Annotated in this window: 19 protein-coding genes; all 19 read left to right on the top strand. The window is 72.0% G+C overall.

Annotated features, from left to right (window positions below; genetic code table 11):
- The first annotated feature begins 129 nt into the window (after nucleotides 1-129).
- The 19 genes from OKX07_RS09785 (at nucleotide 130) to OKX07_RS09875 (ending at nucleotide 22,049) form a co-directional block, all read left to right on the top strand.
- On the top strand, nucleotides 130-492 hold the full coding sequence (locus OKX07_RS09785) for a DUF948 domain-containing protein (RefSeq protein ID WP_265631882.1): 363 nt from the start codon (nucleotides 130-132) through the stop codon (nucleotides 490-492).
- Entirely contained in the window at nucleotides 492-875 is a 384-nt protein-coding gene (locus OKX07_RS09790; protein WP_265631711.1) for a hypothetical protein, read from the top strand. The genes OKX07_RS09785 and OKX07_RS09790 overlap by 1 nt, the downstream gene beginning before the upstream one ends.
- A gap of 85 nt (nucleotides 876-960) precedes the next feature.
- Entirely contained in the window at nucleotides 961-3,654 is a 2,694-nt protein-coding gene (gene alaS, locus OKX07_RS09795; RefSeq protein ID WP_265631712.1) for an alanine--tRNA ligase, read from the top strand.
- Nucleotides 3,647-4,231, top strand: coding sequence for a Holliday junction resolvase RuvX (gene ruvX / locus OKX07_RS09800; RefSeq protein ID WP_416220857.1), 585 nt, complete (start codon nucleotides 3,647-3,649; stop codon nucleotides 4,229-4,231). The genes alaS and ruvX overlap by 8 nt, the downstream gene beginning before the upstream one ends.
- 7 nt (nucleotides 4,232-4,238) lie before the next feature.
- Nucleotides 4,239-5,450 carry an endolytic transglycosylase MltG gene (mltG, locus tag OKX07_RS09805; protein WP_265631713.1) on the top strand — a complete coding sequence of 404 codons (1,212 nt, stop codon included), beginning with the start codon at nucleotides 4,239-4,241 and terminating at the stop codon, nucleotides 5,448-5,450.
- Nucleotides 5,447-6,292, top strand: a complete 846-nt coding sequence (locus OKX07_RS09810; protein ID WP_265631714.1) for a shikimate dehydrogenase — start codon at nucleotides 5,447-5,449, stop codon at nucleotides 6,290-6,292. Before mltG ends, OKX07_RS09810 begins: the two co-directional genes overlap by 4 nt.
- A gap of 131 nt (nucleotides 6,293-6,423) precedes the next feature.
- Entirely contained in the window at nucleotides 6,424-8,094 is a 1,671-nt protein-coding gene (locus tag OKX07_RS09815) for a GspE/PulE family protein (protein WP_265631715.1), read from the top strand.
- A 478-nt stretch (nucleotides 8,095-8,572) separates the two neighbouring features.
- Nucleotides 8,573-9,688 carry a type IV pilus twitching motility protein PilT gene (locus OKX07_RS09820; RefSeq protein ID WP_416220872.1) on the top strand — a complete coding sequence of 372 codons (1,116 nt, stop codon included), beginning with the start codon at nucleotides 8,573-8,575 and terminating at the stop codon, nucleotides 9,686-9,688.
- Nucleotides 9,688-10,914, top strand: coding sequence for a type II secretion system F family protein (locus OKX07_RS09825; RefSeq protein WP_265631716.1), 1,227 nt, complete (start codon nucleotides 9,688-9,690; stop codon nucleotides 10,912-10,914). Before OKX07_RS09820 ends, OKX07_RS09825 begins: the two co-directional genes overlap by 1 nt.
- A 149-nt stretch (nucleotides 10,915-11,063) precedes the next feature.
- Nucleotides 11,064-11,462 carry a prepilin-type N-terminal cleavage/methylation domain-containing protein gene (locus OKX07_RS09830; RefSeq protein ID WP_265631717.1) on the top strand — a complete coding sequence of 133 codons (399 nt, stop codon included), beginning with the start codon at nucleotides 11,064-11,066 and terminating at the stop codon, nucleotides 11,460-11,462.
- Between the two features lie 147 nt (nucleotides 11,463-11,609).
- Entirely contained in the window at nucleotides 11,610-12,983 is a 1,374-nt protein-coding gene (locus OKX07_RS09835) for a prepilin-type N-terminal cleavage/methylation domain-containing protein (protein WP_265631718.1), read from the top strand.
- A complete protein-coding gene (locus OKX07_RS09840) occupies nucleotides 12,980-13,672 on the top strand; it encodes a PulJ/GspJ family protein (protein WP_265631719.1) in 693 nt (230 codons plus the stop codon). The genes OKX07_RS09835 and OKX07_RS09840 overlap by 4 nt, the downstream gene beginning before the upstream one ends.
- The gene (locus tag OKX07_RS09845; RefSeq protein ID WP_265631720.1) at nucleotides 13,672-15,531 is read left to right on the top strand and encodes a hypothetical protein; all 1,860 of its coding nucleotides are present in this window, start codon (nucleotides 13,672-13,674) and stop codon (nucleotides 15,529-15,531) included. The genes OKX07_RS09840 and OKX07_RS09845 overlap by 1 nt, the downstream gene beginning before the upstream one ends.
- A 4-nt stretch (nucleotides 15,532-15,535) precedes the next feature.
- Entirely contained in the window at nucleotides 15,536-16,333 is a 798-nt protein-coding gene (locus tag OKX07_RS09850) for a prepilin peptidase (RefSeq protein WP_265631721.1), read from the top strand.
- Between the two features lie 111 nt (nucleotides 16,334-16,444).
- Entirely contained in the window at nucleotides 16,445-17,509 is a 1,065-nt protein-coding gene (gene pilM, locus OKX07_RS09855) for a type IV pilus assembly protein PilM (protein ID WP_265631722.1), read from the top strand.
- Entirely contained in the window at nucleotides 17,506-18,195 is a 690-nt protein-coding gene (locus OKX07_RS09860) for a fimbrial assembly protein (RefSeq protein WP_265631723.1), read from the top strand. Before pilM ends, OKX07_RS09860 begins: the two co-directional genes overlap by 4 nt.
- Before the next feature lies 1 nt (nucleotide 18,196).
- Nucleotides 18,197-19,039 (top strand): hypothetical protein, encoded by an 843-nt coding sequence (locus tag OKX07_RS09865; RefSeq protein ID WP_265631724.1) that lies wholly within the window; start codon nucleotides 18,197-18,199, stop codon nucleotides 19,037-19,039.
- A gap of 128 nt (nucleotides 19,040-19,167) precedes the next feature.
- Nucleotides 19,168-20,358, top strand: a complete 1,191-nt coding sequence (gene aroC, locus OKX07_RS09870) for a chorismate synthase (protein WP_265631725.1) — start codon at nucleotides 19,168-19,170, stop codon at nucleotides 20,356-20,358.
- An 89-nt stretch (nucleotides 20,359-20,447) separates the two neighbouring features.
- The gene (locus OKX07_RS09875) at nucleotides 20,448-22,049 is read left to right on the top strand and encodes a peroxidase family protein (RefSeq protein ID WP_265631726.1); all 1,602 of its coding nucleotides are present in this window, start codon (nucleotides 20,448-20,450) and stop codon (nucleotides 22,047-22,049) included.
- The last annotated feature ends 8 nt before the right edge of the window (nucleotides 22,050-22,057 follow it).

Consider the following 22,057-nt stretch of genomic DNA (forward strand, 5'->3'; position numbering starts at 1 on the left):
CTGGTGCCGGCGGGGCGTTCGTGCGTCCCGGCGCGCGTGGCGATGCGCGCGAGGAGCGCTGTGGTGCGCGGGTAGGGTGACGACGTCCGACCACGGACGAGGGAACAGCGCAGGAGGAGGACGGGCATGGTGTCGATCGGTGACGTCGCGGGACTCATCGCCGCGGTCGCGTTCGTGGCCCTCGTCGGGTTCCTCGCGCGGCCGCTGCTGCGGCTCGCGGACGTGCTCGACGAGACGCGCGCCTCCGTCAAGGAGCTGACGGACCACGCGCTGCCCGTGCTGGACGAGACGGCGCGCGTCGTCGCGTCGTCGGCGTCCCAGATGGACAAGGTCGACACCGTGACGACCTCCGCCGCGCAGATCGGCGAGAACGTCTCGGCGCTGACCTCGCTGGTCACCGCGACCGTCGGCGCCCCGCTGCTCAAGGTCGCCGCGTTCTCGTACGGCGTGCGTCGTGCCCTCGCGGGGCTGCGTGCGGGCGGTCAGCGGTGATGAGGCAGCTGTTCTGGGTCGGCGTGGGCGTCGCGCTCACGGTCGTCGTCGTGCGGCAGGGACGGCGCGTCGTCGCGCAGTACGTGCCCGCGGGTTCCGGTGACGCGGTCGAGGGCGCCGTCCGGCTGGGCCGGGCGCTGCGGGACGCGCGCGCGGACTTCCGCACCGGCGTCGCCGAGCGCGAGGCCGAGCTGCTGGAGGCCCTCGTCGGCGACGTCGACGTCGACGCCCTGCGCGCGGCCGCCCCCCGGCACCGCGCCGAGCTGCGCGAGGCCTTCGGGCGGTCCGGGCGCGACGACCTCGCCCGGGACCTGTCGGCCCGGGGCTGGGCCGACGCCCCCACGACGGACCCCGACGACGACGCGCAGGCACCGTTCTTCTGAGCGGCCCCGCACCACCCGGGCCGCGCCCGGCCCACCCCGAACCTTCCGCCGCCCCGTGCGGCGGACCGCACCTGACGAGGACGACATGCGCACCGCCGAGATCCGCCAGCGCTGGCTCGACTACTTCGCGAGCAAGGACCACGCCATCGTGCCGTCCGTGCCGCTCATCTCCCCGGACCCGTCGATCCTGTTCACGATCGCCGGCATGGTGCCGTTCATCCCGTACATCCTCGGCACGCAGGAGGCCCCCTGGCCCCGCGTCGCCAACGCGCAGAAGTGCATCCGCACCAACGACATCGAGAACGTCGGCCGCACGACGCGGCACGGCACGTTCTTCCAGATGCTCGGCAACTTCTCGTTCGGCGACTACTTCAAGCAGGGCGCCATCGAGCTGGCGTGGGGCTTCCTGACGGGGTCGCAGGCCGACGGGTGCCTCGGGCTCGACGGCGACCGGTTCTGGGTGACGATCTGGAACGAGGACACCGAGGCGTCCGACGCGCTCATCCGCGTCGGCGTCGACCCGCGGCACATCGTGCGGCTCACGCGCGAGGAGAACTTCTGGGACACCGGCCAGCCCGGACCGGCCGGCCCGTGCGCGGAGTGGCACTACGACCGCGGACCGGAGTTCGGTCCCGAGGCCGAGGGTGGCACGGTCGACCCCGGAGGCGACCGGTACCTCGAGATCTGGAACCTCGTGTTCGACCAGTTCGTGCGCGGCGAGGGTCGCGGCAAGGACTACCCGCTGCTCGGGGAGCTCGACCGCAAGGCGATCGACACGGGCGCCGGCCTCGAGCGCATCGCCTACCTGCTGCAGGGCAAGAACAACCTGTACGAGACGGACGAGGTCTTCCCGGTCATCGAGCGGGCGGCCGAGCTCACGGGTCGCCGCTACGGCGCCGGCGGCGAGGACGACGTGCGGCTGCGCATCGTGGGCGACCACGTGCGTTCGGCGCTCATGCTCATCGGCGACGGTGTCACCCCGTCCAACGAGGGGCGCGGTTACGTGCTGCGGCGGATCGTGCGTCGCAGCGTCCGCTCGATGCGCCTGCTCGGTGTGCCGGGGGCCTCGCTGCCCGAGCTGCTGCCCATCAGCCGGGACCTCATGGCGGTGTCGTACCCCGAGGTCGCGCGCGACTTCGACCGCATCGCGCAGGTCGCGTACGGCGAGGAGGAGACGTTCCTGCGGACCCTGACGGCCGGCACGACGATCTTCGAGGGTGCGGTCACCCAGGCCAAGGCCGGTGCGGGGGGCGACGGCGCGGCGCTGACCGGCGCGCAGGCGTTCGCGCTGCACGACACCTACGGCTTCCCGATCGACCTCACGCTCGAGATGGCGGCCGAGCACGGCGTCAGCGTCGACGAGCAGGCCTTCCGCACCCTCATGCAGGCGCAGCGGGAGCGTGCGCGCGCCGATGCGCTGGCCAAGAAGACCGGCCACGCCGACACGAGCGCCTACCGGCAGCTCCAGCAGTCGCTGGCCGGCGAGCACGGCTCCGGTGTGACCTTCGTCGGGTACACCGACACGACCGCCCACGCCCGGGTGGTCGGCCTGCTCGTCGACGGCGTGCCCGCCCCGGCGGCGACCGCCCCGGCGGACGTGCAGGTCGTGCTGGACGTCACGCCGTTCTACGCGGAGGCGGGCGGTCAGCTCGCCGACACCGGGACGATCAGCCTCGAGAACGGCGGCATCGTCGAGGTCGACGACGTGCAGGCGCCGGTCAAGGGACTGTCGGTGCACCACGGCCGGCTCGTCGACGGCACGCTCACGCTCGGCGACGCGGGGACCGCGGCGATCGACACCACGCGCCGGCGCGCGATCGCGCGCGCCCACACCGCGACGCACATGGTCCACCAGTCGCTGCGCGAGGAGCTGGGGGACGGCGCGACGCAGGCAGGGTCGGAGAACGCGCCGAGCCGGCTGCGGTTCGACTTCCGCTCCGGTGCGGCCGTGCCCGCCTCCTCGCTCTCGCAGATCGAGGGTCGCGTCAACGAGCGGCTGCAGGACGACCTGGAGGTCACCGAGCGCACGATGGCGATCGACGAGGCGCGCGCCCTGGGCGCGATGGCGCTGTTCGGCGAGAAGTACGGCAACCAGGTGCGCGTGGTGTCGATCGGCGGCGACTGGTCGCGCGAGCTGTGCGCGGGGACGCATGTGCGCCGCTCCGGCGAGCTGGGCCTGGTCACGTTGCTGGGGGAGTCGTCCATCGGCTCCGGCGTGCGGCGCGTCGACGCGCTCGTCGGCGACGCGGCGTACGGCTACCAGGCCAAGGAGCGCGCGCTGGTCAGCCAGCTCTCCGGCCTGCTCGGCGCGCGGCCCGACGAGCTCGGCGACCGTGTCTCGTCGCTGCTGACCCGGTTGCGCGACTCGGAGAAGGAGCTGGCGTCGGTGCGGCAGGCCCAGGTGCTGGCGGCCGCGGGGCCGCTCGCGGCGGGCGCGCAGCAGGTCGGGTCGGCGCGCGTCGTCGCGCACGACGCCGGTGAGGTGTCCGCCGCGGACGACCTGCGGACGCTCGCGCTGGACGTCCGGGGCCGCCTCGGCGAGTCCACGCCCGTCGTGGTCGCCGTGGGCGGTGTCGCGAAGGGACGTCCCGTGGTCGTCGTGGCGACGAACGCCGCCGCCCGCGACGCCGGGCACCGCGCGGGTGCGCTCGTGCGCACGGCGTCGGGTGTGCTCGGCGGCGGCGGGGGCGGCAAGGACGACGTGGCGCAGGGCGGTGGCACCGACGTCGGTCGGCTCGCCGAGGCGCTCGGCGGCGTCGTCACGGCGGTCCGTGGCTGACGGGGCGCCCCGTGCGCGCCGGGGTGCCGACGTCGACGCCCTGACCCGCGCGACGCGGCTGGGGGTCGACGTCGGCACGGTCCGCGTCGGCCTCGCGGCGAGCGACCCGGACGGCGTCCTCGCGACCCCGGTGCGGACGCTCGCCCGGGCGTCGGGCAAGCCGTCCTCGACGGCGTCGGACGTCGCGGCGATCGCGGACGAGGCGCGCGAACGACGTGCGGATGTCGTGTACGTCGGGCTCCCGCGGCATCTGTCAGGGGCCGAGGGGTCGTCGGCGGGGGTCGCGCGCGCGTACGCTGTCGCACTGGCGCACGCGGTCGGGCCTCTCCAGGTCCGGCTCGTCGATGAGCGGATGAGCACGGTGACCGCACATCACGCGCTCCAGGCGGCCGGCCGATCCGGACGCCGCCACCGGCAGGTCGTCGATCAGGCGGCCGCGGTGGTGATCCTGCAGCACGCGCTGGACGTGGAGAGGTCCACGGGGCGTCGCCCCGGGGAACGGGTCGAGGTGGACCCGGACCGCTCCGCACCGGCGCAACGGGGGGTTGCGGACGACGGCACGAGGACGGTGGAGTGACGCGCAGGTGAGCAACCAGACGGAGTGGTGGGCCCCGGTGAAGCCGGACGAGAGCGTGACCGAGCTGTTCGGCGGTGACCGCGTCGCGACGACGCCCGGGGCCCCGGAGCCGCGCAAGCGGTCCCGGTCCTCGGGACGCAAGCGCGAGGAGCGCATGCGCAAGCAGCGGCGGCGGCGCTCGGTCGCCGTGCTGATCGTCGCGCTCGTCCTCGTCGCCGGTGCCGGCTACGTCGTGGTCTCCCTGATGGGCGGCACGTTGTTCGGTGGCGCGAGCCAGGCACGCGAGGTCACCGACTACCCCGGCCCGGGCCGTCCCGGTGCACCGACCGTCACGATCAGCACCGGGGACTCCGGGGCCGCGATGGGCACCACGCTGCGCGACGCCGGCATCGTGGCGTCCGTGAGCGCGTTCAGCGAGGCGTTCGACGCCAATCCCGACGCGGCACTGATCCAGCCCGGCACCTACCAGCTGCTGCTGGAGATGAAGGCCGAGGACGCCGTGCGGGCGCTGCTCGACCCCGGCAGCCGCGTGTCGATGAAGGTGACGATCCCTGAGGGCTTCACGGCCGAGCAGATCTACAACCGGATCAACGAGGTGACGCTCATCAGCGTCGACGAGATCCGGGCCGCGGCCGCCGACCCCGCCGCGATCGGCCTGCCGGCGGAGGCGAACGGGAACCCCGAGGGGTGGCTGTTCCCCACCACGTACCAGATCGAGCCGAACACCGCGCCCGCGGCGATCCTCGGGCAGATGATCGCGCAGACCGTGGACATGCTCACGGCGAAGGCCGTCCCGCAGGACCAGTGGCAGGAGGTGCTCACCAAGGCGTCCCTGGTCGAGCGGGAGGCGAAGGCCGACGGCGACCGCCCGATGATGGCGCGGGCCATCCAGAACCGGCTCGACCGCGGCATGACGCTCGACATCGACGCGTCGGTCGCCTACGGCCTGGGGATCCCGGGGACCCAGCTGACGCGTGAGCACACGCAGGACCCGTCGAACCCGTACAACGGCTACAAGAACCTCGGCCTGCCCCCCTCGCCGATCGCGTCGCCCGGCCAGACCTCGATCGACGCGGTGCTCAGCCCCGCCGACGGTCCCTGGGTCTTCTGGGTCGCGATCAACCTCGACACGGGGGAGACGCGGTTCGCGGAGAAGTACGACGAGCACCAGGAGAACGTCGCACTGCTGCGGCAGTGGCAGGAGGAGAACTCCGGGTGACCTCCCGTCGCGCGGCCGTCCTCGGCCACCCCGTGGCGCACTCGCTCTCCCCGGTGCTGCACCGCGCCGCGTACCAGGCGCTCGGCCTCGACGCGTGGCGGTACGACGCCCTCGACGTGACCGAGGAGCAGCTGGCGGGGTTCCTCCGGGGGCTCGACCGGTCGTGGGCGGGCCTGAGCCTGACGATGCCGCTGAAGCAGACCGTCATCCCATTGCTCGACCACGTCGAGCCCCTGGCGCAGGTCGTCGGTGCGGTCAACACGGTCCTGGTGCAGGGTGCGGGCGCTGGGCGGATGCTCACGGGTGCCAACACCGACGTGCACGGCCTGGTCGCCGCACTCGGCGAGGCCGGCGTCACCGGGGGACTGCGGTCCGCCGCCGTCGTCGGGGCCGGGGCGACGGCTGCCTCCACGCTCGCCGCCCTCGCGCAGCTCGGCTGCCCGACGCCGCGGGTGTACCTGCGGTCGCAGGCACGTGCCGGTGGCCTCCTGCGTGCCGCGCACCGCATGGGCGTCGAGCCGCGGCTGTGCCGCCTCGAGGACGCGTCGGCGGAGGTCGGGCGCGCCGACGTCGTCGTCAGCACGCTGCCCGCGCACGCGGCCGACCCGCTCGCGGCGGCGCTGCCCGCGGGTGTCGACGGCGTCCTGCTCGACGTCAGCTACGACCCGCGCCCCACGGCGCTGTCGGCGGCGTGGCAGGCCCGCGGCGGCCGCGTCGTGGGCGGGGAGCGGATGCTGCTGCACCAGGCGGTCGAGCAGGTGCGCCTCATGACGGGCCGCACCGCTCCGCTCGCCGCGATGGACGCGGCGCTCGACGGGGTGCTCGCGCCGGTCACCCGCTGACCCGGCGCACGAGCCGGCCGGTGCGGCCGGCACATCCGTGCGGTGTGCTGTGACGGTGCGCTTCAGAGTCCCGGGACGTCTGCCGATGCCATCGAGGGGTCGAGCACGGCCCCGGTGACGAGGAGGCGCGCGTGAAGCAGCTCGGGGAGATCCTGCTGACCGAGGGTCTGGTGACGGAAGGGCAGCTGCTCGCGGCGATCGACGAGCAGACGTCGATGGGGACGTCCCTGGGACGCACGCTCGTCGAGCTGGGGATCCTCACGGAGGCGCAGCTGGTACGCGCGCTGGCCGCGCAGGTCGGCATGGAGTTCGTCGACCTGGACGAGTACGCCGTCGACCGCAAGGCCGTGGCGCTGGTGCCGGAGAGCGTCTGCCGGCGTCATGCCGTGCTGCCCGTGGCGTTGCGCGCCGGCTCGCTCGTGCTGGCGACCGCCGACCCCGGCAACATCGTGGCGGTGGACGACGTGCGTTCGTTGTCCGGCATGCACGTGATCCCGGTCGTCGCGACGTACGACAACGTGCTGCGCGCCATCGACCGGTTCTGCCGGGCGGACGGCGAGATGGAGAACCTCTCCTCGGCATTCGTCGACGACAACCCCGACGAGACGGACCTCAGCCGCATCGGTGACGTCGTCGACGACGACGCGCCGATCGTGCGGTACGTGAACCTGCTGGTGACGCAGGCGATCACCGACCGCGCGTCCGACATCCACATCGAGCCCGCCGAGCACGACCTGCGGGTGCGGTACCGCATCGACGGCGTGCTGCACGAGACGCAGCGGTCGCCCAAGAGCATCATCAACGGCGTCATCAGCCGCGTGAAGATCATGAGCGACATCGACATCGCCGAGAAGCGCAAGCCGCAGGACGGCCGCATGTCGGTCACCCACAACGGACGCAAGATCGACCTGCGCGTGGCGACGCTGCCGACGGTGTGGGGCGAGAAGATCGTCATGCGTATCCTCGACAACTCGACCGCGAGCCTGGATCTGCGTGACCTGTCGTTCCTCGACCACAACTACCAGACGTACCGCGAGTCGTACACCAAGCCCTACGGGATGATCCTCGTCACCGGGCCGACCGGGTCGGGCAAGTCGACGACGCTGTACGCGACGCTCAACGCGGTGTCGAAGCCCGAGATCAACGTCATCACCGTCGAGGACCCCGTCGAGTACCGGTTGGCGGGCATCAACCAGGTCCAGGTCAACCCGAAGGCCGGCCTGACGTTCGCCGCCGCGCTGCGCTCGATCCTCCGGTCGGACCCCGACGTGGTGCTCCTCGGTGAGATCCGTGACCACGAGACCGCGCAGATCGCGATCGAGGCGTCGCTCACCGGGCACCTCGTGCTGTCGACCCTGCACACCAACGACGCGCCGTCCGCGGTGACCCGCCTGACGGAGATGGGCATCGAGCCGTTCCTCGTGGGGTCGGCCCTGGACTGCGTCGTGGCGCAGCGGTTGGCGCGCCGGCTGTGCCCGAAGTGCAAGGAGGCCTACGAGCCGTCGCCGGTCGAGCTGGAGGCGGCGCAGTTCCCGTGGGTGCCCGGCGAGCCGGTGCCGCAGCTCTTCCGCCCCGCCGGCTGCGTCTCGTGCTCCCGGACCGGCTACAAGGGGCGCCTCGCGCTGCACGAGGTCATGCGCGTGACGGAGGACATCGAGCGGCACGCCGTCGCGCACTCCTCGTCGGCGGACATCGGTGCGACGGCCGTCAAGCAGGGGATGCGCCGCCTGCGCGAGGACGGCTGGTACAAGGTCGCCGACGGGCAGACGTCGATCGAGGAGATCCTGCGGGTCGTGGCCTGACGGTCCGCTCGCGTGGCGCCGGGGGGCTCAAGTCCCGCCCCGCCGGGGCCGATGGTGTAGGCGGACCCGCATCGCGTGCGGGTCCCCGTGCGTGGACCCGTTGGAGGCAGACGACGTGAGTGAGACCTACAGGGCACCGTCCGGGGAGCCCACGCGGCCGCTGCCCCCGTACCGGCCGGCGGGGCCGCAGGCTGCGCCCACCGCGGCGTTCGGGGGAGGGTCCTACCAGCCGGTGCCGTCGCAGAGCCAGGGGCCGCCGGCTGCGGCCCCCGGTCACGGATTTCCGGCAGGACCGCCGGTGCACCATCCCGCACCGGTCGCACCGCAGATCCCGCAGCCCGCGGGTCCACCGGCTGCGGGGCCCCTCCCGGGCGGGGCCGCACCGCAGCGACCGGTGGGACCCAGCGCACCGGTCCGCACGGGTGCCTCCTCGGGCCGGGAGGACGGCGACGTCGCGATCGACGAGGTGCTGCGCGAGATGCACCGGCTCGGCGCGTCCGACGTGCACTTCACGACGGGGTCGCCGCCGATGGTCCGGATCTCGGGTGCCCTGCGCCCGCTGGACCAGTTCGGCGTCCTGACCCCCGACCCGTTGCGGCGCAGCCTCTACTCGTTCCTCACGCAGAAGCAGCGGGAGAAGTACGAGGCGAACCTCGAGCTCGACATCTCCTACGCCGTGCGTGGGCTGGCGCGGTTCCGCGTCAACCTGTACCAGCAGCGGGAGTCCATCGGCGCCGCGTTCCGTGTGATCCCCTACGAGATCAAGCCGCTCGAGGACCTCGGGGTGCCCACGTCGGTCGGGTCCTTCGCGGGCCTCCCGCGCGGGCTGGTCCTGGTCACGGGGCCCACGGGCTCCGGCAAGTCCACGACCCTCGCCTCGATCATCGACCTCGCCAACCGCACGCGCGAGGACCACATCATGACGGTCGAGGACCCCATCGAGTTCCTCCACCGTCACAAGAAGTGCCTGGTCAACCAGCGCGAGGTCGGTGCGGACACGCACTCGTTCACCAACGCGCTCAAGCACGTGCTGCGCCAGGACCCCGACATCATCCTGGTCGGCGAGATGCGTGACCTCGAGACCATCTCGGTGGCGCTCACCGCCGCCGAGACGGGTCACCTCGTGTTCGCGACCCTGCACACGCAGGACGCCTCCCAGACGATCGACCGGATCATCGACGTCTTCCCGTCGGGTCAGCAGGCGCAGATCCGGACGCAGCTCGCCAGCGCCATCCAGGGCGTCGTCTGCCAGACGCTGTGCAAGAAGGCGACCGGGGTGGGCCGCGTGGTCGCGACCGAGGTGATGCTCGCCACGCCTGCCATCCGCAACCTCGTCCGCGAGGGCAAGACGCACCAGATCTACTCGGCCATGCAGGCCGGCGCCGACAACGGCATGCACACGATGGACCAGAACCTGGCCGAGCTGGTCAAGCGCGGCAAGATCACGTACGAGGTCGGCCTGGACAAGGCGCACCACATCGAGGACTTCAACAAGCTCGTGGGGCGCACGTCGCGCGTGCGCCAGGGCGCGTCCTCGACGCAGAGCTTCGGCGGGACGACCGCCCCCGGCATCTCCAGCCTCGGAGGTTACTGATGGCCGTCATGCGCACGTACGAGTACGAGCTGTCGGACCGCACCGGCAAGGTCGTCAAGGGTCGGATCGACGCGCAGAACGAGGACGCGGTCGCCAACCGCCTGCGCCAGATGGGCATGGCACCGATCGCGATCCACGAGATCTCCACGTCGGGCCTGAGCACCGAGATCAAGATCCCCGGCTTCGGCGACCGTGTGAAGCTCAAGGACCTCGCGATCATGGCGCGCCAGCTCGCGACGATGATCAGCGCCGGGCTGTCCCTGCTGCGGGCGCTCACGATCCTCTCGGAGCAGACCGAGAACAAGACGCTCGGCAAGGCGCTGATGACGGTGCGCAGCGACGTCGAGACGGGTGGTGCGCTCTCCGAGTCGATGTCGAAGCACAAGGAGATCTTCCCGCCGCTGATGATCAACATGATCCGCGCGGGTGAGGTCGGCGGGTTCCTCGAGGACGCACTGATCTCGATCGCGGCGAACTACGAGTCCGAGGTCAAGCTCCGCGCGCAGATCAAGTCCGCCATGACGTACCCCGTCATGGTGTTCGCGATGGCGATCCTCGCGGTCGTCGGCATGCTGCTGTTCATCGTGCCGATCTTCGACAAGATGTTCACGGACCTCGGCGGTGCGCTGCCGGCGCCGACGCAGTTCCTCGTCTTCCTCTCGGGCATCATGAAGTGGGCCGCGCCGCTGCTGGCCGTGATCGTCGTGGTGTTCTCGATCTGGTGGCGCAAGCACAAGGACGACGACGCGATCCGTTCCCGCGTGCAGCCGTTGACGATGAAGGTCCCGATCTTCGGCATGCTGTTCAAGAAGGTCGCCATCGCGCGCTTCACGCGCAACTTCGGCACGATGCTCGGTGCCGGCGTCCCGATCCTGCAGGCCCTCGACATCGTCGGTGAGACGAGCGGGAGCTACGTCATCGAGGTGGCGGTCAAGGACATCCAGAACGGCGTCCGCCAGGGTCAGCCGCTGTCGTTGCCCCTCGCCCGGCACTCCGTCTTCCCCCCCATGGTGGTGCAGATGATCTCCACGGGTGAGGACGCGGGCTCGCTCGAGCAGATGCTGCAGAAGATCGCCGTCTTCTACGACGAGGACGTCGCCGCGACCACGGACCAGCTCACGAGCCTCATCGAGCCGCTCATGATCGCCATCCTCGGCGTCATCATCGGCGGCATGATCGTCGCCCTCTACATGCCCATCTTCAGCATCTTCGAGCTGGTCCAGTGACGTGCACCCGGACGGCCGCGGCCGTCCGGGTGAACTCCGGTCGGCCCCTCAAGGTGCCCCCCTCCGGGACCGATGTCCAGGTTGCACCACCGAACCGCCGGGTCGTTCCACCCGGCAATGGACACCGAAACCGAAAGCAGGGACCAGCAATGATCGCTCGCGTCCGCACCGCCGTCCAGAAGCGCGCCGAGGGTGAGAAGGGCTTCACGCTCATCGAGCTCCTCGTCGTCATCATCATCATCGGCATCCTCGCCGCGATCGCCATCCCGGCGTTCCTCAACCAGCGCCAGAACGGCTGGGAGGCGCAGGTCCAGTCCGACCTGAAGAACGCCGCGATCGCCGCCGAGTCGTACGCCGTGGGCAACAACGGCTCGTACGCGAGCCTCACCGAGGCCCTCCTCACCACGAACGGCTTCCGGTCGACGGCTGACGTGACGGTCACGGTCGGCACCCCCACGGCGGACGCTTACACGCTGACGGGCAGGCACGCCCGCCTCGGTACGGCCACCTGGACGTACAGCAGCGCGACCGGCGTCATCACCCCGTGATCCTCGGGTAGGTCCGCACCAGGGGTGTGGGGCGCTGCACACGCGGCGCCCCACACCCCTGAGGCACACCCGGCTGGCGACAGCAGGCCACCGCACCACAGGCACCACCCCGCAGCAGCCCACGACACGACCTCCCGGAGGCCCGCAGTGCGCACCTGGTGGCACCGCCTGCACCGCGTCACCCGAGACGAGCGCGGGCTCAGCCTGGTCGAGGTCCTCGTCGCGATGCTCATCTTCGCCATGGTCAGCGCGGGGCTCGCGTACTCGATGATCGGGACGCTCAACCTCACGCGGGAGGCCCGCGTGCGGGTCGTCGCGGCGAACCTCGCAGCCGAGGAGATCGACCTCGCGCGCGACACGGCCGACCTGTTCGCCCTGCTCGACGAGACCCGCTCGGTCACCCTGAACGGTGACGTCTTCCGCGTGCAGCGCAGCACGCAGTGGGTGTCGGACCCGGCCGCCGACTTCTCGTGCGGCTCCGGCGGCGGGACGCTGCGGTACAAGCGCGTCAACGTCACGGTGACGTGGGGCGGCATGCGCGCGAGCGCCCTGCCCGTGCGCAGCGACACGGTCCTCAACCCGGACGACCACATCAACGACCCGACCAAGGGCACCATCCTCGTCTCCGTCCTGCGCGCCGACGGCACGGGGAACCAGAACGTCACGATCACGGCGTCACCGACGACGGGGTCGGTCATCAACTCCACGGACGCCCAGGGGTGCACGTACGTCCTGCGTGTCCCGCCCGGCACGTACGACATCCGGGCGCAGCGCACGGGTCACGTGAGCGACGCCCAGGTGGTGGCGCCCATGCAGACCGTGTCGGTCACGCCCGGCACCACGGCCTCGGTCGGCTTCCAGCTGGACCAGGCGGCGACGTTCAACGCGACGCTCGCCCCGGGCGCGCCGGTGGGCACGAAGGTCCCGACGGGGACTCCCGTGCCGGTCTCCGTCGTCAGCACGTACGGGATCGCGACGCCCGCGTCCGTCGGCGGTGGCGGCACCCTGGCGCCCCGCTACTCGCTGCATCCCTTCACCTCCGGGTACCAGCCGTTCGCCGGCTCGTGCCTCTCCTCCGACCCGCGCGCCTGGCCCGAGGTCGTCGAGGCCGGCACCACGTTCCGGGCGGACCTCCCCGAGCCGGTCGCGGCGGCACCCGGTGGCACGGTGACGATGCCGGTGGCGATGGGGCTCGTCCAGATCACCGGCGGTGGCTCGGGCACGTACCTGAGGGCGGAGTCGATGTCGCCCGCGACGACGGAACCCCCGACCCCGGGCTGTGTGTCCATCGTCTCGTACACGTACGGCAACGTCGTGCCTGCGGCAGCCGCGACTGTCGTCATCGCCCTGCCCTACGGGACCTGGCGCCTGCTGCAGGGCAACAGCACATCCCAGACCAACGTGGTGAGCGGCACCCGCATCACCCCGCTGCTGCTGCCGGCGCCCAGCGTGCCCCAGCGCATCACCACGACGGCTGCCGGCGTCATCACGGTCGACCCGCGCATGGCGGTGACACCGTGACCGGCCTGCGGCGCCGCCTCCTGGTCTCCGCGCGGGGCGACCGCGGTCTGACGCTCCCCGAGCTGCTCGTGACGATGTTCCTGCTGTCGATGATCACCGTGCTCATGGTCGGCACGATCTCCGGCTTCTCGCGCGCGTTCACGCGCGACCGCGCGGCGAGCGACTCGACCATGGTGGCGGCCACGGCGATGAAGGAGGTCACGCGCGTCGTCCGCTCGGGCACCGAGCTGCGGCTGACCGGAGGTGGTTCGTCCAACGCCCCCGTGTTCATCGACGCCCAGGCCAACACCCTGACGATGTACGCGTACGTCGACACGTCCGCCGCGGCCCCCCGCCCCATCAAGGTGCGCTTCGCGATCGACGCCCAGCGGCGCCTCATCGAGACGCGGTGGCCCGTGACGAACACGGTCTCACCGTGGACGTTCGCGGCCATGAGCAGCCCGTCCTCGACGCGGCCGGTCGCACGGTTCATCCCGACGACCGCGCCGGCCCTGTTCGAGTACCTCAACGAGGCGGGCAACCCCCTGGTGCTGGGCGCGGCCGGGCTCACGAGCGCACAGATCAAGGACGTCGCGGCCGTGCGGATCACGGTCACCGTGCAGGGGGACATGACCGGACGGGCCGACGCGGTCACCGTCCAGAACGCCGTCGGCATTCCCAACCTCGGCATCTCCAGAGTGAGGCCCTGATGCACATCCTCCGTCTCGTCCGCTCCCGCATCGACGACCGTGAGCGCGGTGTGGCCATGGTCATGGTCATCGGCATGACGATCCTGCTGAGCGGGCTCGTCGTCGCCGGCGTCGCCTACGCGACCGGCGCGGCGCGGTCGGCGCAGACCGACCAGGACTGGAGCTCGTCCCTCGCGGCCGCCTACGCCGGTGTCGAGGAGTACGAGAGCCGGCTCGCCAACGACCTGGGGTACTTCGCCTACGGCAACCCGGCCGCGCCGTTCAGCGCGTCCAGTGCCGGGCGTCTCACGCTGCCGACAGGGCTGGGTGCCAACCCGGCGTTCGGGCTCGGTCCCACCGGCACGTGGGCTTTCGTCGCGGGCAGCGGGAACACCGCGGAGTTCCGGTACGAGGTCGACAACTCGACGTTCTACGCCGACGGGACCCTGCGCCTGCGCTCGACCGGCCGTGCCGGCGGTGAGACCCGCACGATCGTCGCGGACATCAAGCAGAAGGGGTTCATCGACTTCCTGTACTTCACCGACTACGAGGTGACGGACCCGCAGGCGATCAACCCGGCGAGCACCGACAACTGCGCGATCCGCTACTACGACGCGGCGAGCCGCTCGCACTGCAACTCGATCTTCTTCGGTGGTGCGGACGAGATCAACGGTCCGCTGCACTCGAACGACGCGATCCAGACCAACGGGCCCGCGAGTTTCCTGGGCAAGGTGACGACCGGGTACGACGCCCCGTCGGGCGCCAACTACGTCCGCACCGGCGGGACGGCCCCGTCGTTCTACCTGGCGGGCGACCCGCAGACCGTGGCGACGATCGGCATGCCGGCGACGAACTCGCAGATCAAGAAGGAGACGCGGTCCGACCTGGCCGAGGTCCCGGTGACCGGGTGCCTGTACACCGGCCCGACCAAGATCACGTTCCACGACAACGGCGAGATGACCGTGATCTCCCCGTGGACGCTGCGGACGAACACCACCGGGGCCTCCGACACGGGCGGGTCGTCGCCCACGAAGTGCGGCGTGCCCGGCAGCTCGGGTCTCGCGGCGCGGACCGGGTCGGCCTTCGTCGGGCAGCGCTTCGCCATCCCGCAGAACCTCGTGGTCTACGTCCAGAACGTGCCGAACGTGGCGGGCAACATCAACCGGACCGTCGGCTCGACGACGCCGCACGGATCTGTGACGTGCCCGACCAACGGCAACGTGATCGGCTACCCGCTGGCCGGCGAGTCGGTGCCGTTCTCCACGGCGTACGGGTGCCGCAACGGCGACGTCTTCGTGCAGGGCACCCTCCGGGGCAAGATGACCATCGCCTCGGAGAACTACATCTACGTCACGGGCGACATCCGCTACCGCGACCCTGCCGAGGACATGCTCGGCCTCGTCGGGAACAACGCGGTGTGGGTCTACAACCCCATGCGGCCCGCGGACACGCAGACGAATCGGACGACCTCCCAGAAGAACACGCTCGAGACCGCCGGGTACGTGTGCACCATGACGAGCGGTGGCTGGGACCCGCGTTACACCTGCCGCCTCGGCGCGGAGATGACGGCCGGGGGCGACCGCCGCATCGACGCGGCGATGCTGTCGGTCGCGCACACGTTCATGGTGCAGAACTACAACAAGGGCAGCGCCCGCGGCACGCTCACCGTCAACGGCGCCATCGGCCAGAAGTACCGCGGCCCCGTCGGCACGGGCTCCGGTGCGACGATGAGCACGGGCTACGGCAAGGACTACAACTACGACGAGCGCTTCCGGTACACGGCCCCGCCCAAGTTCCTCTCGCCTGTGACGACCACCTATGGTGTCAGCGTGTGGATCGAGGTGGAGCCGGCGTTCCGGCCCGACGGCAGCGTGAGCTGATCGTGTGACGTCGGTGCTCCTGGTCCTGGCGGGCCTGCTCGGGGCCGCGATCGGGTCGTTCCTCAACGTCGTCGTCTGGCGCGTGCCCCGCGGTGAGTCGGTCGTCAGCCCGCCCAGCGCGTGCCCGCGCTGCGGGCACGGCATCCGGCCCCGGGACAACGTCCCCGTGCTCGGGTGGCTGCTGCTGCGCGGGCGGTGTCGCGACTGCGGCGAGCCGATCGCCGCGCGGTACCCGCTCGTCGAGGCCGGGACGGGCGTCGCGTTCGTCGCCGCGACGGCCTGGTTGCTCACGCGCGACGACGGTCTGTGGCTCCTGCCGGCGGTCTGGTACCTCGTCGCGATCGGCATCGCGCTCGCGCTGATCGACATCGACACCCACCGGCTCCCCGACGCCCTCGTCCTCCCGTCGTACGTCGTGGCTCTCGTGCTGCTAGCCGTCGCCTCCGCAGGCACGGGCCAGTGGGACGCGCTGCTGCGCGCCCTGATCGGCGGCGCCGCGCTCTGGGTCTTCTACTTCGTGCTCGTGCTCGCCTACCCCAAGGGCATGGGCTTCGGCGACGTGAAGCTCGCGGGGGTCCTGGGGATGTACCTCGGATGGGTCGGGTGGGGCGCCCTCGTGGTGGGCGCCTTCGCGGCGTTCCTGTGCGGTGGCGTGTACGCGCTCGGGCTGCTGGTGCTGCGGCGGGCGGACCGCAAGTCGGGAGTGCCGTTCGGCCCGTGGATGCTGCTCGGGTGCGTCATCGGGCTCACCGCGGGGGAAGCCGTCTGGGACGCCTACCTCGGCATCGCCCTCGGCGCCTGAGGCTCCCGCGTTCGAGCCCCACCTGCAGAAGCAGCATCCCCCGGCCGCTCAAGGCGTGCGGTGTGCGGGCCGATACAGCAGTGGTTGCTGCGACGCTCGAAGGGACCCCCCGTGGGCAAGACACGTGTGATCGGCCTGGACATCGGGACCACCCATGTCCGGGCCGCGGAGCTGGAGTTCGGCAGTGGTGGCCCGTCCGCCACGGCCCGCCCGCGACTCCTGAAGCTGGGCGTCGCACCACTGCCACCCGGTGCGGTGCGCGAGGGCGAGGTGGTGGAGCGCCAGACCGTCGGCAGCGTCATCAAGCGGCTGTGGGCGGAGCAGAAGTTCAGCCACAAGAACGTCGTCCTGGGCATCGGCAACCAGCGTGTCGTGGTCCGTGACCTCGACCTGCCGGCCATGCCGATGGCGCAGGTGCGCTCGTCGCTGCCGTTCCAGGTCGCCGACCTCATCCCGGTCGCCGTGGACGACGCGATCCTCGACTACCTGCCCGTGGGCTCGCGCCAGGGCGACGGCGGCGAGGTCATGCAGGGTCTGCTCGTCGCGGCCACCAAGGACACCGTGACGGCCAACACGGCGGCCGTCGAGATCGCCGGGCTCCGGCCGGTCGTCGTCGACCTCAGCGCGTTCGCCCTGTCGCGTGCCATCGCGCGTGGCGAGGCGCTCGACCACACGATCGCGGTCGTCGACGTCGGCGCGCGCGTGACGACGGTCGCGGTGGTGGCGCGGGGCATGCCCCGCATGGTGCGCATGCTGCCCTCGGGTGGCCAGGACGTCACCGAGGCGGTCGCGGCCGCACTGCAGGTGCCGCTCGACCAGGCCGAGATGGCCAAGCGTGCCATCGGCGTCGGCCACGCGGTCGCGCCCGAGCAGGAGCGTGCCGCCGAGCAGATCGTCACCGTCGTCTCGGCCCTGATCGAGGCGGTCCGCAACACGATGGTCTACTACGTGAGCAGCCACCCCGGCGCCGGCGTCGAGCACATCATGCTCACCGGCGGTGCGTCGCACCTGCCCGGGCTGGGGCAGTACCTGTCGACGGCGACCCGACTGCCCGTCAGCGGGGGCCAGCCGCTCGACAACGTCGACGTCGACCGCGGCGTCACCTACGCGCGACTCTCCGAGGAGCAGCACACCATGGCCATCGCGCTCGGCCTGGCGATGGGATCCGTCGCATGAGCACCGTCCTGAGCCGCCCCCTCGCCGCGAAGAAGTCGCGCGCGACCGGGTTCCCGTCCGTACCCCAGGTCAACCTGCTGCCGCCTGAGTACGGGGCGCGGCAGGCCCTGTCGCAGATGAAACGACGCCTGCTGTTCGTGCTGGTCGTCGTGCTCGCCGCCGCCGTCGTCGCCTACGGGGTCGCCCTGACGTCGCTGACCAGCGCGCGCGGGGACCAGGCACGCGCCGAGGGCGAGACGACCCGCCTGCTGCAGGCCCAGCAGCAGTACGCCGAGGTGCCGCAGGTGCTCGGCCAGCTGACCCGCGCCCAGGACGCCCAGGCGCTCGGCATGTCGACCGAGATCCTCTGGGCGCCGTACCTGCGCGCGATCGGTGCGGTGATGCCCGAGGGCGTGCTGCTCTCGCAGTTCGCGATGACCGGGGCGACTCCGATGCTGGCGCCCGCGCCGCCGTCGAACGTCCTGCAGGAGCCGACCGTCGCCGGCGTGGCCTTCGAGGCGATCTCCGACGAGCTCGTCGACACCGCGGCCTGGGTCGACGCGCTCAACGCCATGCCCGGCTTCCACGGCGCCCTGGTGAGCAGCGCGTCGGCCGACGAGTACAACGACCAGCCCGTCTACCGGTACACGAGCACGGTGCGGGTCACCGAGGCCGCGTACGCCGACCGCTTCGCCGAGGGGGAGTGACGTGAACACGAAGTCATCGGTCTGGGTCGGCGGCACCGTCGTCGTCTCCGTCCTGATCCTCGCTCTGGCGTGGTTCGTCGCGATCTCGCCGACCGTCGCGTCGGCGTCGTCCGCGCGCGCGGACACCGAGGCGGCCGAGATGCGTAACGTGGAGCTGCAGGTCCAGCTCTCGGAGCTCGAGGCGCAGTTCGCGAACCTCGACGCCTCCAAGGCGGAGCTCGCGGCGCTGCAGAAGCAGATCCCGTCCGATGCACAGGTCGCCGAGTACGTCAGGACGATGCAGGCGCACGCGGAGGCGTCCGGGGTGACGATCGTCGAGATGGACATCGCCGAGCCCGAGTCGGTCGCACCGGCGGACGTCCCGGTCACGGCACCGACGACCGAGGAGCCGGCAGCCGAGGGCGAGGCCGCGGCCGAGGGTGACGCCGCAGCCGAGGGCACCGAGGGTGAGGCGCTGCCTGACGGCAGCGCACCCGCCGAGCCCGAGATCACCGGGCCCGTCCCCGTCGAGGGCTTCGCCGGGTTCCAGATCCAGGTCACGGTGGTCGGTACGCCGGCGAACGGCATCGCCTTCCTCGAGAAGATGCAGACGGTCGGCGACCGGCTGTTCCTCGCCACCGAGTACGACGCGAAGGGCCTGGCGGCCGAGGCGGCGAAGGGCATGCGCCCCGAGACGCAGGAGGGCGACATGGAGCTCAAGCTCACCGGGTACGTGTGGGTCCTCCCGGTGCTCGACAGCGGAACCACGGCACCGACCGAGCCCGAGGACGAGGGCCCGCTCGCGCCACTGCCCGGGTCGGCGGACCCGCGCCTGGGCGCCGAGGGCAACGGCACCGTCGGCTGAGCCGATCGGACTCACGGCGCGGCTCGCACGACGACGATCGTGCGGGCCGCGCCTGCGTGCGGACGCGGCACCGCTCACGCGGACGGCAGGTGCGCCGGCAGTCCGTGCTCGCGTGAAAGGATCGGCGCATGCTGCGTTGGTTGACCTCCGGTGAGTCCCACGGCCCCGCTCTCGTCGGCATCCTCGACGGGCTGCCCGCCGGGGTGCAGGTGCAGACGTCCGACGTGCAGGCCGCGCTCGCGCGCCGCCGCCTCGGGTACGGGCGTGGCGCGCGCATGAAGTTCGAGCAGGACGAGGTGCGCCTGCTCGCCGGTGTGCGGCACGGCCTGACGCAGGGTGGGCCGATCGCGGTCGAGGTGGGCAACACCGAGTGGCCCAAGTGGGTCGAGGTGATGTCGGCCGACCCCGTGACGGACCCCGCGGTCCTGTCCCGCGCGCGCAACGCGCCCCTGACGCGCCCGCGCCCCGGCCACGCCGACCTCGTCGGGATGCGCAAGTACGGCTTCGACGACGCGCGCCCCGTGCTGGAGCGGGCGTCCGCCCGCGAGACGGCCACGCGGGTCGCGCTGGGCACGATCGCCGCCGCGTTCCTCGAGCAGGTCGCCGGTGTGCGGCTCGTGTCGCACGTCGTCGCGATCGGCCCCGTCGCGGTCCCCGACGACGCACCGACGCCGACGCCCGACGACGTCGCCGCGCTCGACGCCGACCCGGTGCGCTGCTTCGACCCGGCGACGAGCGCGGCGATGGTCGCCGAGATCGACCAGTGCCACAAGGACGGGGACACCCTCGGCGGCGTCGTCGAGGTCCTGGTGCACGGGCTGCCGTCGGGGATCGGGACGTACGTGCAGGCCGACGGGCGGCTCGACGCGCGCCTCGCTGCGGCGCTCATGGGCATCCAGGCGATCAAGGGCGTCGAGGTCGGCGACGGCTTCCGCACCGCCGCACGGCGCGGCTCGCTGGCCCACGACGAGATGGAGCGCGACGCGTCGGGGCGGATAGTGCGCCGCACCAACCGCGCCGGCGGCATCGAGGGTGGCATGTCCAACGGCGAGGTCGTGCGCGTGCGCGCCGCGATGAAGCCGATCTCGACCGTGCCGCGGGCGCTGGACACCGTCGACACGGCCACGGGGGAGCCCACCAAGGCGCAGCACCAGCGCTCGGACGTGTGCGCGGTGCCGCCCGCAGCGGTCGTCGCCGAGGCGATGGTCGCGCTCGTCGTCGCGCAGACGCTGCTGGAGAAGTCCGGCGGCGACAGCGTCGCGGAGGTCCGGCGCAACCTCGAGGCGTATCTCGCGGCAGTCCCCGACCTCCTGGGCTGACGTCCGTTCCGGACGTATCTGCCCCGGTATCCGTGCGCTCCTGACGGGTGAGCCGCTGCGCCTGCAGCGACCGGCTCGAGGGGGAGATCATGACCACCACCGCACCGGACCGGACCGATCACCACCAGGACCACCACGCCCCGCGCACCGCCGAGCAGCTCACCGCGACCGGCAGCACCGCGCACGGCCTGGGGTACGGCCGACGCCCTGCGCGCGGCCACGGCCACGAGGCGCGCGGCCTGCAGTACCTGCCGCTGTCGGCGCTGCACGAGGGGCGCTTCGGCCGGCTCTTCCGGCTGCCGCCCTACACGCCGTCCGACGACGAGATCCAGCGCGTCGCGGGTCTCATGACGGAGGGCGACCGCGGCGGCGACCGCACGCTCGACAACCCGGGCATCCCGGCGGGGTACACCTACCTGGGGCAGTTCATCGACCACGACCTCACGTTCGACCCGGTCTCGAGCCTCGATCGGACCAACGACCCCGACGCCCTGACGAGCTTCCGCAGCCCGCGCTTCGACCTCGACTGCCTCTACGGCCGCGGCCCGGCGGACGACCCGTTCCTGTACGACCAGGACAGCGAGCGGGGCGACGCCGCCAAGATGCTCATCGGGACCAACGGCCTGGACGACGACCTGCCGCGCAACAGCCAGGGTGTCGCGCTGCTGGGGGACCCGCGCAACGACGAGAACACGTTCGTCGGTCAGCTGCAGCTGACCATGCTGAAGTTCCACAACGCCGTCACCGACCGGGTGCTGGCGGACCCGCACCTGGCGCGCGGCAGCGAGACCCCGTTCGAGACCACCCAGCGGCTCGTGCGGTGGCACTACCAGTGGGTCGTCGTGCACGACTACCTGCGTCGCACGATCGGCGAGGCGGCCCTCGGTCGGCTGCTCGACGAGTCGACAGGTCGCCCCGTGGTGCACCTCACGCACTTCGACTGGCACACGGCGCCGTACATCCCGGTGGAGTTCTCCGTCGCGGCCTACCGGTTCGGCCACTCGCAGGTGCGGGGCCGGTACCGCCTCAACACGGTCGTGGGTGCGCCGGACCCCGCCGACCCGCAGTCGCGCGGCGGCCTGGCGACCTTCCGGTCCGGGTCGGTGAAGGACGAGCCGCTCACGCACTTCGGGGGGTTCCGGCCGCTGCCGCGGTTCTGGACGGTGGAGTGGGCGCGCTTCTTCGAGGTCGACGGTGCCGGGGCCGACGAGCGGCAGCACACCCGCAGGATCGACACCCGGCTGGCGAACCCGCTCGCCGCGCTGCCCCGCGAGATCGGCGGGGACATGCCCTCGCTGACCGCCCGCAACCTCATCCGGGGTGCGCGGCTCCTGCTGCCCTCCGGGCAGGCCGTGGCGGCCCGCATGGGCCTGCGCCGGCTCACCGAGGACCAGATCGGGCTCGACGGCAGCCCCGCCCCGCTGTGGTTCTACGTGCTGCGCGAGGCCGAGGTGCAGGCCGACGGTCTGCACCTGGGCGAGGTGGGCGGCACGATCGTCGGCGAGGTGTTCCTCGGGCTGTTGCAGGCGGACCCGTCGTCGTACCTGCGCAACGAGCCGACGTGGCGCCCCTTCCTGGGCGACGGCGACGACTTCACGATGGGAGACCTGCTGCGCGTCGCGGGCCACGGGCTCGGGTCCACGCCCGCCCGGCCCGTGGACGGGAACGGGGTGGCGCCGACCCGCGGCTAGGCTTCGTC

Source organism: Cellulomonas sp. S1-8, assembly GCF_026184235.1.
Taxonomy (GTDB): domain Bacteria; phylum Actinomycetota; class Actinomycetes; order Actinomycetales; family Cellulomonadaceae; genus Cellulomonas.